Here is a 15,745-nt window from a genome sequence, read left to right as displayed (position 1 = left end):
TGCTGCCGACCAGCGGCCAGTAGAGTGGCCCACGTCCGAGTGCGCCCCACCCCCCGTCGGGCCGGCACGCCCAGCCGGTGGGGTGGCGCGGGCCAGCCCACCAGAGCGGACGAGCGTGAGGGGAGCACCGTGAGCAGCCCGACGTCGGCACCCATCGGCCCCGGCACGCTGCTCGCCGGTCGCTACCGGCTCGAGGACCTGCTCACCGACAGCGACGGCGCCCGCTTCTGGCGCGCCACCGACACGGTGCTGGCGCGCTCGGTGGCGGTGCACGCCGTGCGCAGCGACGACGACCGCGCCGAGGACCTGCTGGAGGCGGCGCGGCTCTCCGCGACGGTCAACGACCAGCACCTGCTGCGGGTGCTCGACTGCGACGACGCCGACGGCGTCTGCTGGGTCGTCCAGGAGTGGGGCGAGGGGCTCTCGCTCGACCTGATGCTGCAGCGGGGTCCGCTGGCGCCGTCGCGGGCCGCCTGGCTGGCCAAGGAGGTGGCCCAGGCGATCGCGGCCGGCCACGCCAGCGGCGTCAGCCACGGACGCCTCAACCCCGAGGCCGTGCTCGTCACCCACTCCGGGGCGGTGAAGCTGATCGGCTACGTCGTCGACGCCTCGCTGCACCGCGCCCCCCCGGTCAGCCCGGTCTACGGCGAGCTCGACGCCCGCGAGGCCGACGTGATCGACGTCGCCGCCGTGCTCTACGCCGCTCTCACCGGCCGGTGGCCCGGCGTCGCGGAGTCCTCCGTGCCGGCCGCGCCGCTGGAGGGTCGCCGGCCGCTGCGGCCGCGCCAGGTGCGGGCCGGCGTGCCCCGCGCCCTCGACGCGATCTGCGAGCGGGTGCTCCACCGCGAGGGATCACGCCACGAGCTGCCCATCGAGACCGCCGAGGAGATCGCCGCCGCGCTGGCCGACTTCACCGGCGAGCCGGCGTACGGCGCGCTCCCGGTGACCGCGGCGCACGACGAGCCGACGAGCGTGCTCTCCCGCGCCGCCCTCGCGGAGGAGGCCCGCCGGCGCTCGCAGCCCGAGGAGCCCGTCGAGCCCACCCAGGCGGTCCAGGCCACCCAGGCGGTCGAGGCCGCCCAGGCGGTCGAGGCCACGCAGGCGGTCGCGCCCGTCACCCACGACGACGACCCCGACGCGACCGGCGAGATGGGGGCGCTGCCCACCGTGCCGGCCATGGAGTCGACCGCGCTGCACCGGGAGCCGGTGGAAGGCCCCGACTCGCAGGCGCCGCTGCGCGCCCCCGACCGCGTGCCGCCCCCGCCGCCCTTCGAGGACTCCCCCGAGCGGCCGCTCTTCGCGACCACCGAGCGCCGCGTGCCGGCCGCCGCGCGCGCCGCGACCGCGACCCAGGCGAGCCCCACCGTCCGCCCTCCGGCACCGGCCCCCGCCGCGGAGCCCTCGCCGTACTGGCCCTTCGAGGGCGACGAGCCGCCGGCTGCCCCGGGCAACGGCCACGAGGGCCGCGGCTGGCTGCGCACCGCCGTGGTCGTCGGGGTCCTGCTCGCCACCGTCATCGCGATGATCGCGGCCTTCAGCCTCGGCCGCGGCTCCGGCCTCCCCCTGGTGGGTGGCGGTGGTGACGACGACCCGAGCGAGACCGCCTCGCCGCGGCCGCAGTCGCTCTCCATCGCCGGCGCCAGCGACTTCGACCCCGAGGGCGACCAGAGCGAGAACCCCGACCAGGCCGCCAACGTCTTCGACGGCGACCCCGCCACCACGTGGTCGACGGTCACCTACTACAACCGGCCCGACCTCGGCGGCCTCAAGAGCGGCGTGGGCGTGCTGCTCGACCTCGGCGAGGACCAGGAGGTCGGCGAGGTCACCGTGCGCTTCGGCACCGCACCCACCAGCTTCCGGCTGTACGCCGCCCCCGAGGGCACCGCCGACGCCCCCACCTCGCTCGACCAGCTCCAGGAGGTCGGCGGCCAGGACGGCGCCCCACGGCGCACCACGGTGCAGCTCGACCCCGCGCCCACGACGCGCTACCTGCTGCTCTGGCTCACCGAGCTCCCGGCCGCTCCCGGCGGCTACCGCGGCGAGGTGGCCGAGGTCAACGTGCGCTCGTAGGCGATGCTGTCCCCGTGACCGCCACCTCCGGTGAGCAGCGCGACGACGCCGCGCTGCTGCGCGCCCACGTCGAGGGCGACCCCGACGCCTTCGGCGCGTTGGTCCTGCGCCACCGCGACCGGCTCTGGGCCGTGGCGCTGCGCACCACCGGACACCCCGAGGAGGCCGCCGACGCGCTGCAGGACGCCCTGGTGGCGGCCTACCGTCGCGCCGGGTCCTTCCGCGGCGACGCGCAGGTCACCACCTGGCTGCACCGGATCGTGGTCAACGCCTGTCTCGACCGGCTGCGGCGCGCCCGGGTACGCCGCGCGGAGCCGCTGCCCGACGACCTCGACGAGCGTCACGACCTGCTCCCCGACCCGACCGACGTCGACGAGCCGCTGCAGCGGGTGCTCGACGCCGACCTCCGTGAGCGGGTCCACGCCGCGCTGCGCGAGCTGCCGGAGGAGCAGCGGCTCTGCCTGGTCCTCGTCGACCTGGAGGGCTGGTCGGTCGCCGAGGCCGCCGCGCGGCTCGAGGTGCCCCCGGGCACGGTGAAGAGCCGCTGCCACCGGGGGCGTGCCAGGCTCGCCACGCTGCTGGCCGACCTCTCCCCCGCCTCGGAGGGCGGCGAGGAGCACCCCGGCGGAACCACCACGCGCCCCGGCACGTCAGACTCCCGTGACCCCCAGCCCCGGAAGGAGGCCGACCGACCGTGAGCACGCCCGGTGAGCAGGAGCGCGTCCGCCGCCTCCTCCGCGACCTGGCCCACACCGACCAGGTCGACCCGCCCGCCGCTCCCCCCGACGTCACGGCCCGCCTTGACGCTGCCCTGGCCGCCGAGGCGGGGTCGGGGTCGGGGTCCGCGGCACCCGCGACCCCGGCCGCCGTGGTGCCGCTGCGACGCCGCGTGGCCCCGTGGCTCGCGGCCGCCGCGGCCGTGGTGGTCGTGGGCGGGCTCGGCACCGCCGCGCTCACCTCGGGCGACGGCGACGGCGACAGCGCCGCCGGCGGGGCGTCGAGCAGCGCTGACACGAGCTCGGCCGAGGGATCCACGGCGCAGCAGCAGCCGTCGGCCTCACCCGACGAGACCTCGCAGGACGAGACCCGCGAGCCGGCCGCGTCGGCCGACGCCGGTGGATCCGAGGAGTCCGGCGGGCCCGAGGAGTCCGAGGGCTCCGGCAGCAGCGGCGACACCCGCGTCGTCGAGATGCCCGCCCTGTCGGCCCGCAGCCTGACCACCGACACCGAGCAGCTGCTCGCCGCGGGTGAGATCGCCGGTGCCGGCGACGCCATGGTCGACGCCGCCGAGCGCGACCGGCTGCAGGGCTCGGGCTGCGTGGTGCCCGACCCGGCACGCGGCGACGCCACCTTCGTCGCCCTCGACGGCGACCCGGCCGTGCTGCTCGTCGGTCCGGTCGAGGGTGGCGAGCGCGCCGTCGAGGCGCTGGCCTGCGCCGACGGCAGCACCGTCGCGCGGGGCCAGGTGCCAGCCGACGCCGCCGGTCGGTGAGACTGAGGGGGTGACCGACCCCGCCGCGCCGACGCCGCGCCGTACCGTCCGTGCCCGCATCGAGCTCGACGTGCGCGAGACCGCCGAGCTGGTCTGGTCGGTCGCGGTGGCCGACGGCGTGCCCCGCGAGTCCGAGGTGCTCTCCGTGACCGTCGACGGCGAGCCGGTGCAGGTGCGTGAGCAGGTGGTGAGCGACGGTGCGCGGCTCCACGTGTGCACCGCTCCTCCCGGACGGCTCTCGCTGGCCTACGACGCGACGCTCTCCGGGCGCGCCGAGGCCGCGCTGGTCGACCCGGTCGACGACATCGTCTACCGCCGCCCGAGCCGCTACGCCGAGTCCGACGAGCTGGGCCCCACGGCGTGGGCGGAGTTTGCTCGCCTCGAGGGCAAGGACCTGCTCGACGCGGTGAGCTCGTGGGTCGGCACCCAGCTCTACTACGTCAGCGGCTCCAGCCGGCCCACCGACGGCGCCACGCAGACCCTGCTGGCCCGGCAGGGGGTCTGCCGCGACTTCGCCCACCTGGTGATCGCGATGCTGCGGGCGCGCAACGTGCCGGCCCGCCTGGTCTCGGTCTACGCCCCGGGGCTCACCCCGATGGACTTCCACGCCGTCGTCGAGGCCGCCATCGACGGGGCCTGGCAGGTGGTCGACGCGACGACGCTGGCGCCGCGGCAGAGCCTGGTGCGGGTGGCGACCGGCCGCGACGCCTCCGACACGGCCTTCCTGACGGTGCAGTCGGGCCGCGCCGACCTGACCTCGATGTCCGTCGACGCGACCGTCGAGGGCGACCTGCCCACCGACGACGTGCAGGACCTGGTCGCCCTGGGCTGAGTCGGGGATGGTCGTGCCGGGCTGGCCCCGGCGGCTGGAACAACGCCTGCCTAGGATGCGTTGAGACGCCTGACCAGAATCCCTACCGCCGCAGGAGCAGCAGTGACCGACCAGTCCGAGACCCGTGAGCTCATCATCGTGGGGTCCGGCCCGGCGGGCTACACCGCCGCGGTCTACGCCGCGCGGGCCAACCTCCGCCCGCTGATCTTCGAGGGCTCCGTCACCGCCGGTGGCGCGCTGATGAACACCACCGAGGTCGAGAACTTCCCGGGCTTCCGTGACGGGATCCAGGGCCCGGCCCTGATGGACGAGATGCGGGCGCAGGCCGAGCGCTTCGGCGCCGAGCTGGTCCCCGACGACGTCACCGGCATGGACCTCACCGGCGAGACCAAGGTGGTCCGCACCGCCGAGGGCGAGTTCACCGCCCGCGCCGTGATCCTGGCCATGGGCTCGGGCTACCGCAAGCTCGACCTGCCCGACGAGGACCGGCTCTCCGGCCACGGCGTCAGCTGGTGCGCGACCTGCGACGGCTTCTTCTTCCGCGAGCAGCACATCGCCGTCGTCGGCGGCGGCGACTCCGCGGTCGAGGAGGCCACCTTCTTGTCCCGCTTCGGCTCCAAGGTGACCCTGATCCACCGTCGTGACGAGCTCCGCGCCTCCAAGATCATGCAGGAGCGGGCCTTCGCCGACGACAAGATCGACTTCGCGTGGAACTCCGAGGTCGCCGAGATCCACGGCGACGACAAGCTCACGGGCGTGACGCTGCGCGACACGGTCACCGGCGAGGAGCGGCAGCTCGACGCCACGGGGCTCTTCATCGCCATCGGGCACGACCCGCGCTCCGAGCTCGTCAAGGGCCAGGTGCGGCTCGACGAGGAGGGCTACGTCCTGGTCGACCACCCGTCGACGAAGACCGACCTGCCGGGCGTCTTCGCCTGTGGCGACCTGGTCGACCACCACTACCGCCAGGCGATCACCGCGGCGGGCACGGGCTGCGCCGCCGCCCTCGACGCCGAGCGCTACCTCGCCGACCTCGACTTCGCGCTCACCACGCCGGCGGGTGCGGCCACCGTCGGCGCCGCGGGCTGATTGTCTCGTGCGCCACGGAATAGCCCCGCGGCGTCGAGACGTTGACCCCCCAGCACCATCCACCAGCCACGCAACCCGCTGAGGAGCACCACATGTCCAACCTTCCGGCCGTCACCGACGACACCTTCGACACCGAGGTGCTGAAGTCCGACAAGCCCGTGCTCGTCGACTTCTGGGCCGAGTGGTGCGGTCCGTGCCGTCAGGTGAGCCCGATCCTCGACGAGCTCAACGCCGCGCACGGCGAGAAGATCTCCTTCGTCGCGATGAACGTCGACGAGAACCCCGTGACGCCGTCGACCTACCGGGTCACCGGCATCCCGACGCTCAACGTCTACCAGGGCGGCGAGGTCGTCAAGCAGATCGTCGGCGCCCGCCCCAAGGCTGCGCTGCTCAAGGAGCTCGACGAGTTCATCGCCTGAGCCCCCTGAGGGGTGGCCGGCCTCCGGGCCGGATGCCCTAGGGTCGGCGCGATGGACGTCGTCTGCCGCCGCGGTGACACCGGGCCGGCCGTCACGAGGGTGACGGCCCTGCTCGGTCGTCTCGGGCTGCTCGAGGTCGAGGCCGTCACGCACGGCTTCGACGAGCGTGTCGAGCTCGCCGTGCGCGACTTCCAGCAGCAGCGCGGGCTCAGCGTCGACGGGGTGGTGGGTCCCGACACCTACCGGCGCCTCGAGGAGGCTCGCTGGGACCTCGGTGACCGGATCCTGACCCACCTGCCCGGCGACCTCATGGTCGGGGACGACGTCTCCGTGCTGCAGCGCCGACTGCTCGACCTGGGCTTCGGCGTGCTGCGCGTCGACGGCTACTTCGGGCCGCAGACCGAGGACGCCGTGCGGGAGTTCCAGCGCAACACCGGGCTCCCCCCGGACGGCACCTGCGGCCCCGCGACGCTCAAGGCGCTCGCGCGCCTCGCCCCCATCGTGCGCGGCGGGGCACCGGGGGCCCTGCGCGACGCGGAGCACATCCGCGACGTGGGGCCCAACCTCACCGGCCGCACCGTGGTGGTCGACGTGGGCCGCACCGACCACCTGCCCGCCGACCTCGCCGACGAGCACGACGCGATCCTGCACGACCTCGCCGGGCGCGTGGAGGGGCGACTGGTGGCCATCGGCGTGCAGGCCTACCTCTCCGCCCCGCGCGGCGCCGTCCCCCGCGACGACGCGGAGCGTGCGGCCTTCGCCAACCGCACCCGCGCCGACCTCTTCCTCTCCCTGGCGCTCGACACCTCGGAGAATCCCCAGGCCAAGGGCTGCTCCACCTACTTCTTCGGGGGCACCGACCCGGCCTCCTGGTCCTCCGCCGGGGAGCGCTTCGCCGGCCTGGTGCAGCGCGAGATCGTCGCGCGCACCGACCTGCTCGACCTGCGCAGCCACGCCAAGGCCTTCGAGCTGCTGCGCCGCACCGAGATGCCCGCGGTGCGCCTCGACGCCGGCTACCTCACCAACACCAGCGACCGAGCACGCCTGGAGGACCCCGACTTCCGCGACCAGCTCGCCGAGGCCCTCGTGGTGGCGGTGCAGCGCTTCTACCTCACTCCCGACGTCGACGCGCACACCGGCGTGCTGAGCTACTCCGAGCTCCGCGCCGCCTACACGCCGTGAGGGCGTGGCCGTGCCCCAGGTGAGCGCCGAGGCGTGGGTCCCCCTGCCGCCGGCGCAGGCCTTCGCCGTCAGCCAGACCACCGGTGAGCTGCGGCTGCGCTGGGACCCCTTCATCCGCCGGCAGCACCTCCTCGACGGCGCCGCCGCTCCCGACGTCGGGGTGCGCACCTACACCCGGGCCCGGGTGGGGCCGCGGATGGTGAGCCGCTACGTCTCCTACCGGCCGCCCACCTCGGTCGGCATGACGATGGAGACGGGGCCGTGGTTCTTCGCCTCCTTCGGCGGAGGGTGGCGCTTCACGCCCCAGCAGCAGGAGGGGGTCGACGGCACCCGTGCCGTGTGGAAGTACACCTTCGCGACCCGCCCCGGCTGGCTCTCCCCCGTCGCCGACCGCCTCGGCGTCTGGCTGCTCGGCCGGGAGATCCGGGCGCGCGTAGCGGCCTTTGCGGCCGCCTGCTCCGACCCTGAGATCGTCGCCGCGGTCTCCTAGAACCGCAGGTCAGGGCGGGTTGAACGTGTTCGAGACCCGCGCTGTGCACCGTCGCGCGGCACCGGGCGGACCGGTCGTGGCTGGCGCTTGACCGGCGCCAGCAGCCGGTCGAGCCCGCGCTCGAGCTCCTGCCGCAGGCTGACCGTGGTCTTGAGGTCCATCCGCATCCGGGGGTGCACCGGGTGGGCCCGGTGGGTGCGGAAGCCCACCGCGAGCAGGAACTGGGTGGGCACGGTGCAGGTGTCGTGGTCGCTGGGCCCGGAGTGCCCGAAGGCCTCGACCGCGCGGACGGTCCCCGAGCGCACCAGGTCCTTGGCCATGCCCTGCACCAGCACCCGGCCGAGCCCGCCCCCGCGGTGCTCGGGGGCGACGTACATCTCGGTGAGCACCACCGCGTCGCCGCTCACGGGCGCGGTCGCGAAGCCGTCGGCCCCGGGCACGTGCACCGGGGGCGCCCACAGCGCGTGCCCGACGACCTCGCCGTCGACCAGCAGGACCCGGCCGCACGAGCCCCACTCGCGCAGCACCGTGGAGACCCACGCCGCCTTCTCCTCGGCCTCGTGCCCGCGCACCTCGCGGCGGCGTACGGGATCGAGCTCCCAGAAGACGCAGTCGGAGCCTGCCGGGAGCAGCGGCAGGTGGTCGAGGGTGAGGCGCTCGGTCCGGCGGGTCACGGTGCACTCATCGGGGTCTCAGCGCTGGGTGGCCAGGAAGTCGCTGATCCGGCCGATCGCCTCGGTCAGCGTGTCGAGGTCGGGCAGGGTCACCAGCCGGAAGTGGTCGGGCTCGAACCAGTTGAAGCCGGTGCCGTGGGTGACCAGGATCTTCTTGGCCCGCAGCAGGTCGATCACGAACTGCTCGTCGTCCTTGATCGGGTAGACGTCGGGGTCGAGCCGGGGGAAGCAGTAGAGCGCCCCCCGGGGCTCCACGCAGCTGACGCCCTCGATCTCGTTGAGCAGCTTCGCGGCGGTCTTCGACTGCTCGTAGAAGCGGCCGCCGGGGTGGATGTACTCCTCGATCGACTGGTAGCCGCCCAGCGCGGTCTGGATCGCGTGCTGCGCGGGCACGTTGGCGCACATCCGCATGTTGGCCAGCAGGGTGAGGCCCTCGAGGAAGTCCTGCGCGAGGTGCTTGGGTCCCGAGACCATCACCCAGCCGGCGCGGTAGCCGCAGACGCGGTAGGCCTTGGAGAGCCCGCTGAAGGTCAGGCACAGCACGTCGTCGCCGGCGTACGCCGCGGTGTGGTGGTGCACGGCGTCGTCGAAGAGGATCTTCTCGTAGATCTCGTCGCTGAAGACCACGAGCTCGTGGCGCCGCGCGATGTCGACCAGCCCCTTGACGGTCTCCTCGCTGTAGACGGCGCCGGTGGGGTTGTTGGGGTTGATGATGACCAGCGCCTGGGTCGCCGGGGTGATCTTGCGCTCGATGTCCTCCAGGTCGGGGTCCCAGCCGTTGTCCTCGTCGCAGCGGTAGTGCACCGGCGTGCCGCCGCACAGCGAGACCGCGCCGGTCCACAGCGGGTAGTCGGGGGCGGGCACCAGCACCTCGTTGCCGTCGTCGAGGAAGGCCTGCAGCACCATCGAGATCAGCTCGGAGACGCCGTTGCCGATGTAGACGTCGTCGTTGGCGGTCTCGCGCAGGCCCCGGGCCTGGTAGTACTGCGCCACCGCCGTGCGCGCGGAGTAGATCCCGCGGCTGTCGGAGTAACCCTGCGCCTCGGGCAGGTTGTGCACGATGTCGGCCACGATCGCCTCGGGCGCCTCGAAGCCGAAGGGCGCGGGGTTGCCGATGTTGAGCTTGAGGATCTTGTGGCCCTCGGCCTCGAGCCGCTGGGCCTCGACCAGGATCGGACCCCGGACGTCGTACCGGACGTGCTGCAGCTTGCGGCTCTGGACGATCGGGCGCATGGGACCAGTCTTCCAGGTGTGACGCCGGCCGGTCGCGCGACCGAGCCGTGTCTGTCGGCCGCGCGTCCCGGCGTGCGACGATGCGCGCCATGCGCGACCTGACCTACCCGCCCGTCATCGTGACGGCCAAGACGCTCTTCCGCGCCATGGGCCTGCGCTTCCAGCTCGACGGCACCGAGCACGTGCCTCGCGAGGGCGGCGTGCTGCTCGCCTTCAACCACATCGGCTACGTCGACTTCGTGCTGGGCGGGTTCGCCGCCCATCCCTCACGCCGCCTGGTGCGCTTCATGGCCAAGCGCGAGGTCTTCGACCACCCCGTCGGCGGGCCGGTGATGCGCTCGATGCACCACATCTCGGTCGACCGCGCCGAGGGCGCCCAGTCGCTCGACGACGCGCTGCGCTACCTGCAGTCGGGCGAGGCCGTCGGGATCTTCCCCGAGGCGACCATCTCGCGCTCCTTCGAGCCCAAGGAGTTCAAGACCGGCGCGGTGCGCATCGCCGCGGAGGCCGGCGTCCCGCTCGTGCCGGTCGCGCTGTGGGGCACGCAGCGCATCCTCACCAAGGACCACCCGCGCGACCTCTCGCGGGGCAAGACCATCGGCATCCGGGTCGGCGAGCCGATGCACCCCACCGGAGAGGACCCCGTCAAGGAGACGCTCGAGCTGCGCGAGCGCGTCGTGGGCCTGGTCGACGCCGCCATCGACGCCTACCCCGCGAACGAGCAGCCCCCCGGCAGCTGGTGGCTGCCCGCCTCCCGGGGCGGCTCCGCCCCCACCCCCGAGCGAGCCCTCGAGCTCGACGAGGAGGAGAGGGCCCGTCGCGCCGCCCGTCGCGCCGCGCGCGACCAGGGCTGAGGTTTCACGTCGAACAGTCGACGTGTCGTCAGGTCGATGTGTTGCTTTGTCGACATGACGTTTTGTGGTCTCGACAAGCTCGACCGACAGAAGGCTCGACCGACAGAAGGCTCGACCGACAGAAGGCTCGACCGACAGAAGGCTCGACCTCAGATGGGGCGGTCGTGGCGGTTGCGGGGGTCGATCACGGTGACGATGCGCTCCAGGTCGGCCAGCGAGGCGAAGTCGATGGTGATCTTGCCCTTCGACCGGCCCAGGCTGACCTTGACACGGGTGTCGAGCCGGTCGCCGAGCCGGTCGGAGATCTCGGTGAGACCGGGTGCGGTGGGGCGGGCAGCACGGACCGCCGGGCCCGACTCCCCCTCGTCGACCCCGACCGAGACCATCTCCTCGAGCCCGCGCACCGAGATGCCCTCGGCGACGACACGGCCCGCGAGCCGGTCCTGCGCCGAGGCGTCGTCGACGCCCAGCAGCGCCCGGGCGTGACCGGCCGACAGCACGCCGGCTGCGACGCGGCGCTGCACCGCGGGTGAGAGGTTGAGCAGCCGCAGCGTGTTGCTGATCTGAGGCCGGCTCCGGCCGATCCGGCCGGCGAGCTCGTCGTGGGTGCAGCCGAAGTCGTCGAGCAGCTGGCGGTACGCCGCCGCCTCCTCCAGCGGGTTGAGCTGCGCCCGGTGCAGGTTCTCCAGCAGGGCGTCGCGCAGCAGGTCGTCGTCGCTGGTGTCGCGCACGATGGCGGGGATGGTGTCGTGACCGGCGGCCTGGGTGGCCCGCCAGCGACGCTCGCCCATCACCAGCTCGTACGACGCCTCGCCGGTGCGGCGCACGACGACGGGCTGGAGCAGCCCGATCTCGCGCACCGAGTGCACCAGCTCGCCCATGGCGTCCTCGTCGAAGACCTGCCGCGGCTGGCGGGGGTTGGGGACGATCGCGGTGACGGGCAGCTCGGCGAAGTGGGCGCCCGCCACGGGGGCCGGCGGCACGCTCAGCGAAGCCGACTCGCCCGTGGGGGGCGCGGAGGACGGCCGGTGGTCGTGCCCGTGGTCCCGCTCGACGGACGGCGCCGAGGGCTGCTCCGGCGGCGCGGTCGGGATGAGCGAGCCGAGCCCGCGTCCGAGGCCTCGTCGGACCGGCTGGTGCGTGCTCATCGTGCTCCCTCGGGGGTGGTGGACGTGCTCGACGCCGTGTCGCGGCGGGCGGCGCCCCGGTCGGCGAGCTCGCGAGCCGCCTCCAGGTAGGACAGCGCGCCCGGTGAGCCCGGATCGTAGGCGATCACGCTCTGGCCGTAGCTCGGAGCCTCGGAGACCCGCACCGAGCGCGGGATGGCGGTGCGCAGCACCCGCGACCCGAAGTGGCCACGCACCTCGGCGGCCACGCCGGCCGCGAGGTTGGTGCGGGCGTCGTACATGGTGAGCAGGATGGTGCTGACGTCGAGGCCGTGGTTGAGGTGCGCACGCACCATCTCGATGGTCTCGGTCAGCTGCCCCAGGCCCTCCAGGGCGTAGTACTCCGCCTGGATGGGGATCAGCATCTCGCGGCCGGCCACCAGGGCGTTGAGCGTGAGAAGTCCCAGCGAGGGCGGGCAGTCGATGAGCACGTAGTCGAAGCGCTCGTCACCGGCCTCCGCGGCGGTGCCCACCCGCGGGTGGTCGGCGAGGGCCCGGCGCAGCCGCTGCTCGCGGCCCTCGGCCGAGACCAGCTCGATCTCGGCACCGGCGAGGTCGATCGTCGCGGGCACGCACCAGAGCGCGTCGAGACGGGCGTGCGGGCGCACCACCTGCTCCAGCGGCACCTCGTCGACCAGCACGTCGTACGTCGACGGCGTGCCGCGAGTGTGCTCGATGTCGAGAGCGGTGGAGGCGTTGCCCTGCGGGTCGAGGTCGATGACCAGCACCCGGAGGCCGCCCTGGGCCAGGGCCGCGGCGAGGTTGACGGCGGTCGTGGTCTTGCCGACGCCGCCCTTCTGGTTGGCCACGACCATGACGCGGGTGTGGTCGGGACGCGGCAGGGGATCGCCGTAGCGCCGTCCCTGCCGCACCAGCAGCTGCCGCTCCACCGCCCGAGCCATGGGGGTGGTGTCGTCGAAGCGGGGCCGCGAGGCGGCGAGGTCGGCAGCGGTGGGGGGGACGGACGGGCTCATGCACCAAGCGTGCGCGTTTCACGTGAAACAGCGCGTGCCGACACGCCAGGGCCACCCAGATGACCGACAACTCACATCGGCTGCCTGTGGAAAAGCCGGTGGTCCCTGTGGACAACCGAGCCCGTTCACGCTCAGGAGCGCGCTTCCGACCAGTGGATAACCTCCTGGTCAGCGCGCGCGGCGTACCTCGACCAGGGTGACCGGCGGGTCGACGAGGTGGCCCCCGACCCGGTGCACGACCGGCTGGTCGAATCCGAGCCTGCCCCAGCGCGTGGCGGACTCGGCCACCTCGTCCGGGGCCGACGACCCCTTCATCGCCAGCATCGTGCCCCCGGGACCGACGAGCGGGAGGCACCAGCGCGCCAGCCGGTCGAGCGGTGCCACGGCGCGCGAGGTCACCACGTCGTACGTCGCCTCGACCTGCTCGGCGCGTGCCCGCTGCACCGTGACCTGGCCGGCGAGACCCAGCTGCTCGACGGCGAGCTCGAGGAAGGTGGTGCGGCGCAGCAGCGGCTCGACCAGCGTCACCTCGAGGTCCGGGCGCCGGATCGCCAGCACCAGACCGGGCAGCCCGGCCCCACTGCCGACGTCGACCACGCGGGCACCGTCGGGCACGAGCTCGGTGACCACGGCGCAGTTGAGCAGGTGCCGCTCCCACAGGCGGGGCACCTCGCGGGGACCGATCAGCCCCCGGACCGTCGCCTCGACCGCGAGCAGCTCGGCGTACGCCGTCGCGAGGGGGAGCCGGTCAGCGAACACCCCCCGCGCCGAGTCCGGCACGGGGGGTGTTTCACGTGAAACGGGAGCGTCGTCGCTCACGCGGGCAGCACCACGACGTAACGGCGCGGCTCGACCCCCTCGGACTCCGAGCGGAGCCCGGCGGCGGCGACGGCGTCGTGCACCACCTTGCGCTCGAAGGGGGTCATCGGGTCGAGCTCGGCGCGCTCGCCGGACTCACGCACCTGCGCGATGACCGACTCCGCGGTGCGCTCCAGGTCGGCGCGACGGTCGGCACGGTGGCCACTGACGTCGAGCATCAGCCGGGATCGCTCGCCGGTCTCGCGGTAGACCGCGAGCCGGGTCAGCTCCTGCAGTGCGTCCAGCACCTCGCCGTCCTCGCCGACGAGCTCCGGCAGCTCCGCCCCCACGATCGACACCGTGGCGCGGTCGCCCTCAACGTCCATGTCGAGGTCACCGTCGAGGTCCGCGATCTCGAGCAGCTCCTCGAGGTAGTCGGCCGCGATCTCGCCCTCCTGCTCGAGCTTCTGGGCCCGCTTGGAAGGGCTCTCGGGGGCCTCGGCGCCGTCCGCAGCCTCGTCGGCCGAGGTGGCGTCGGGAGCCTGCGTGGTCTGCTGCTCGGCGTCGTTGTGGGGATCGGTCAGCTGGTCACTCACGAGGAGCCTCCTGGGTCGGTGGTGCCGGCACCGAGGTCACCGGAGCCCGAAGGGCCGGTGCCACTCTCGGGCCGCGGGTCGGACTGGGTGCGCGGTCGCTGCGGCTGCTTGCCGCCCTGCTTCTTGCGCTGGGCGCGCGAGACGTTCCGCGGCTGCTGCCGTGACGAGGGGCGGGGCGCCTCGTCGGTGGCCACGGCGGTGCGGGTCGGGCTCTCGTCCTCGAGCGGGGGGAGGCCCTTCTTGGCCCGCTTGGCCTTGTCGCGCTCCTCCTTGGCCGCGGCGGCCTCGGTGTTGGGCGCGGGGTTGTTGCGGATCACGTAGAACTGCTGGCCCATCGTCCACAGGTTCGAGGTGGTCCAGTAGAGGATCACGCCGATCGGGAAGGCGATGCCGCCGACCGCGAAGACCACGGGGAGCACGTAGAGGAGGAGCTTCTGCTGCTGGGCGTAAGGGCCGGTCAGCGCGTCGGCCGGCATGTTCTTGCTCATCAGCTGGCGCTGGGTCAAGAAGGTGGTCGCCGTCATGGTGAGCACCAGCACCGCCGCGAGGATCCGGACGCTGATGTCCTCGGTGCCGATGAAGGTGTCGGAGAGCTTGGCCCCGAGCAGGGTGGCCTCGCCGAAGTCGATGTTGTCCTGCACGGTCATCAGACCGCGGGTGACCTCGGTCTCCTTGGCGGCCCGGTCGAGCACGCGGAAGAGCGCGAAGAAGATCGGCATCTGGATCAGGATCGGCAGGCACGAGGAGAGCGGGTTGGTCTTCGTGTCCTTGAAGAGCTTCATCTGCTCCTGGGCGAAGCGCTCCCGGTCGTGGCCGTACTTCTCGCGCAGCGCCTTGAGCTGCGGCTGCAGCAGCTGCATGTTGCGGCTGGACTTGATCTGCTTGACGAAGAGCGGGATCAGCAGCGCACGGATCACCACGGTCAGCCCGACGATCGACAGCGCCCAGGCCCAGCCGGAGTCCTGGTCGAAGACCAGGCTCCACACCTCGTGCCACCCCAGCAGCACCGCGGTGATGACGAAGTACAGCGGCGTCATGATGAAGCCGCCGATCGACTTGAAGAACTCCACGTCAGACCTCTCGCGTCATGGTGGGACGGGTGGCACGTGCCGACTTCTTGGGAGGAACCGGGTCATAGCCCCCGTAGTTCCAGGGGTGGCAGTGGCTCAGCCGACGTACGGCGAGCCAGCTCCCCTTCAGACTGCCGTGCGTCTGCACCGCTTCCAAGGCGTAGGCCGAGCAGCTGGGGTGGAAGCGGCAGACCTGGCCGTAGAGCGGGCTGATGAGCAGCCGGTAGCCCTTGAGCAGCAGCACCAGGACGTGCTTCACGCGCCGACCTCGGCGGGGCGGGGCGCCGTGAGCGCCTCGAGGCTGCGCTCCAGGTCGCGCCCGAGCAGCGAGAAGTCGGCCAGGGCCGCGGGGGGAAGCGCCCGGACCACCAGCATCGTGCCGGCGGGGAGGGCGGCCAGGTGCGGCACCACCAGGTGACGCAGGCGGCGCTTCACGCGGTTGCGCACCACGGCACCCCCGACCGCCTTGGAGACCACGAAGCCCGCGCGCGGCGGAGCATCCCCCTCGCCACCGGTCAGCAGGTGCACGACCAGGGTCGACGAACCCCGCCGACGACCGCGCCGCACGACGGTGCGGAACTGGACGGGCGTGGTCAGGCGATGCGGGGCAGGAAGCAACTCCTGGGTCCGGTCGCCCTCAGACCGCGAGGCTCTTGCGGCCCTTGCGACGGCGCGAGGACAGGATCGCGCGGCCGGCACGCGTGCGCATGCGCAGCCGGAATCCGTGGGTCTTGTGCCGGCGGCGGTTGTTCGGCTGGTAGGTGCGCTTGCTCAACTCGTGTCACTCCACTCGGGGTGCTGGCGTA

19 protein-coding genes are annotated in these 15,745 nt (G+C 73.3%); 9 read left to right on the top strand and 10 right to left on the bottom strand.

All coding sequences use genetic code 11. The annotated features are described in order from the left end of the window. Positions 1–129: 129 nt before the first annotated feature. The 8 genes from IG63_RS20500 to IG63_RS0106935 all read left to right on the top strand — a co-directional run bounded on the left by IG63_RS20500 (position 130) and on the right by IG63_RS0106935 (position 7,574). On the top strand, positions 130–2,070 hold the full coding sequence (locus IG63_RS20500; RefSeq protein ID WP_036194659.1) for a protein kinase family protein: 1,941 nt from the start codon (positions 130–132) through the stop codon (positions 2,068–2,070). A gap of 14 nt (positions 2,071–2,084) precedes the next feature. Continuing rightward, on the top strand, positions 2,085–2,768 hold the full coding sequence (sigM, locus tag IG63_RS0106965; protein WP_030483653.1) for an RNA polymerase sigma factor SigM: 684 nt from the start codon (positions 2,085–2,087) through the stop codon (positions 2,766–2,768). Further along, positions 2,765–3,562, top strand: coding sequence for a hypothetical protein (locus IG63_RS0106960; protein ID WP_030483652.1), 798 nt, complete (start codon positions 2,765–2,767; stop codon positions 3,560–3,562). The genes sigM and IG63_RS0106960 overlap by 4 nt, the downstream gene beginning before the upstream one ends. Before the next feature lie 10 nt (positions 3,563–3,572). Next, positions 3,573–4,394, top strand: coding sequence for a transglutaminase-like domain-containing protein (locus IG63_RS0106955; RefSeq protein WP_030483651.1), 822 nt, complete (start codon positions 3,573–3,575; stop codon positions 4,392–4,394). 78 nt (positions 4,395–4,472) lie between these two features. Beyond that, positions 4,473–5,483 (top strand): thioredoxin-disulfide reductase, encoded by a 1,011-nt coding sequence (gene trxB, locus IG63_RS0106950; RefSeq protein WP_425411776.1) that lies wholly within the window; start codon positions 4,473–4,475, stop codon positions 5,481–5,483. Positions 5,484–5,575: 92 nt separating this feature from the next. Further along, entirely contained in the window at positions 5,576–5,902 is a 327-nt protein-coding gene (gene trxA / locus IG63_RS0106945; RefSeq protein WP_030483649.1) for a thioredoxin, read from the top strand. A gap of 51 nt (positions 5,903–5,953) precedes the next feature. After that, positions 5,954–7,084 (top strand): N-acetylmuramoyl-L-alanine amidase, encoded by a 1,131-nt coding sequence (locus IG63_RS0106940; protein ID WP_030483648.1) that lies wholly within the window; start codon positions 5,954–5,956, stop codon positions 7,082–7,084. Positions 7,085–7,094: 10 nt separating this feature from the next. Next, positions 7,095–7,574: an SRPBCC family protein gene (locus IG63_RS0106935; RefSeq protein WP_030483647.1), complete on the top strand. Its 480-nt coding sequence runs from the start codon at positions 7,095–7,097 to the stop codon at positions 7,572–7,574. On the opposite strand, the gene IG63_RS0106930 is transcribed toward IG63_RS0106935, so the two are convergent. Together IG63_RS0106930 and IG63_RS0106925 are read right to left on the bottom strand one after the other, a co-directional pair. After that, positions 7,571–8,248 carry a GNAT family N-acetyltransferase gene (locus IG63_RS0106930; RefSeq protein WP_051706320.1) on the bottom strand — a complete coding sequence of 226 codons (678 nt, stop codon included), beginning with the start codon at positions 8,246–8,248 and terminating at the stop codon, positions 7,571–7,573. The genes IG63_RS0106935 and IG63_RS0106930 overlap by 4 nt on opposite strands. An 18-nt stretch (positions 8,249–8,266) precedes the next feature. Then, complete coding sequence (locus tag IG63_RS0106925) at positions 8,267–9,481, bottom strand: pyridoxal phosphate-dependent aminotransferase (RefSeq protein ID WP_030483645.1); 1,215 nt, start codon at positions 9,479–9,481, stop codon at positions 8,267–8,269. Between the two features lie 89 nt (positions 9,482–9,570). On the opposite strand from IG63_RS0106925, the gene IG63_RS0106920 reads away from it, so the two are divergent. Next, complete coding sequence (locus tag IG63_RS0106920) at positions 9,571–10,335, top strand: lysophospholipid acyltransferase family protein (RefSeq protein ID WP_030483644.1); 765 nt, start codon at positions 9,571–9,573, stop codon at positions 10,333–10,335. A gap of 149 nt (positions 10,336–10,484) precedes the next feature. Here the strand turns inward: IG63_RS0106920 and IG63_RS0106915 are convergent, their stop codons facing one another. The 8 genes from IG63_RS0106915 to rpmH form a co-directional block, all read right to left on the bottom strand. Further along, positions 10,485–11,483: a ParB/RepB/Spo0J family partition protein gene (locus IG63_RS0106915; RefSeq protein ID WP_030483643.1), complete on the bottom strand. Its 999-nt coding sequence runs from the start codon at positions 11,481–11,483 to the stop codon at positions 10,485–10,487. Beyond that, positions 11,480–12,475: a ParA family protein gene (locus IG63_RS0106910; protein ID WP_051706319.1), complete on the bottom strand. Its 996-nt coding sequence runs from the start codon at positions 12,473–12,475 to the stop codon at positions 11,480–11,482. The genes IG63_RS0106915 and IG63_RS0106910 overlap by 4 nt, the downstream gene beginning before the upstream one ends. 168 nt (positions 12,476–12,643) lie before the next feature. Further along, positions 12,644–13,234 carry a 16S rRNA (guanine(527)-N(7))-methyltransferase RsmG gene (rsmG, locus tag IG63_RS0106905; RefSeq protein ID WP_245604356.1) on the bottom strand — a complete coding sequence of 197 codons (591 nt, stop codon included), beginning with the start codon at positions 13,232–13,234 and terminating at the stop codon, positions 12,644–12,646. A gap of 56 nt (positions 13,235–13,290) precedes the next feature. Continuing rightward, positions 13,291–13,869 (bottom strand): Jag family protein, encoded by a 579-nt coding sequence (locus tag IG63_RS0106900; protein ID WP_051706317.1) that lies wholly within the window; start codon positions 13,867–13,869, stop codon positions 13,291–13,293. After that, positions 13,866–14,939 carry a membrane protein insertase YidC gene (gene yidC, locus IG63_RS0106895; protein ID WP_281174274.1) on the bottom strand — a complete coding sequence of 358 codons (1,074 nt, stop codon included), beginning with the start codon at positions 14,937–14,939 and terminating at the stop codon, positions 13,866–13,868. The genes IG63_RS0106900 and yidC overlap by 4 nt, the downstream gene beginning before the upstream one ends. 1 nt (position 14,940) lies before the next feature. After that, positions 14,941–15,198: a membrane protein insertion efficiency factor YidD gene (gene yidD / locus IG63_RS0106890; protein WP_030483638.1), complete on the bottom strand. Its 258-nt coding sequence runs from the start codon at positions 15,196–15,198 to the stop codon at positions 14,941–14,943. After that, entirely contained in the window at positions 15,195–15,638 is a 444-nt protein-coding gene (rnpA, locus tag IG63_RS0106885) for a ribonuclease P protein component (protein ID WP_281174273.1), read from the bottom strand. The genes yidD and rnpA overlap by 4 nt, the downstream gene beginning before the upstream one ends. Further along, the gene (gene rpmH / locus IG63_RS0106880; RefSeq protein ID WP_030483636.1) at positions 15,577–15,714 is read right to left on the bottom strand and encodes a 50S ribosomal protein L34; all 138 of its coding nucleotides are present in this window, start codon (positions 15,712–15,714) and stop codon (positions 15,577–15,579) included. Before rpmH ends, rnpA begins: the two co-directional genes overlap by 62 nt. Positions 15,715–15,745 lie beyond the last annotated feature (31 nt).

The organism is Nocardioides aequoreus (assembly GCF_000720335.1).
GTDB lineage: Bacteria > Actinomycetota > Actinomycetes > Propionibacteriales > Nocardioidaceae > Marmoricola > Marmoricola aequoreus.
The sequence above is the reverse complement of the archived record's forward strand: the minus strand, read 5'-3'. Positions and strand labels throughout refer to the sequence as shown.

Bases quoted from the DNA above. Each gene is read 5' to 3' on its own strand.
- trxA (WP_030483649.1), top strand. From the start codon at position 5,576: ATGTCCAACCTTCCGGCCGTCACCGACGACACCTTCGACACCGAGGTG.
- IG63_RS0106940 (WP_030483648.1), top strand. From the start codon at position 5,954: ATGGACGTCGTCTGCCGCCGCGGTGACACCGGGCCGGCCGTCACGAGG.
- IG63_RS0106925 (WP_030483645.1), bottom strand. From the start codon at position 9,481: ATGCGCCCGATCGTCCAGAGCCGCAAGCTGCAGCACGTCCGGTACGAC.
- IG63_RS0106920 (WP_030483644.1), top strand. From the start codon at position 9,571: ATGCGCGACCTGACCTACCCGCCCGTCATCGTGACGGCCAAGACGCTC.
- IG63_RS0106915 (WP_030483643.1), bottom strand. From the start codon at position 11,483: ATGAGCACGCACCAGCCGGTCCGACGAGGCCTCGGACGCGGGCTCGGC.
- IG63_RS0106910 (WP_051706319.1), bottom strand. From the start codon at position 12,475: ATGAGCCCGTCCGTCCCCCCCACCGCTGCCGACCTCGCCGCCTCGCGG.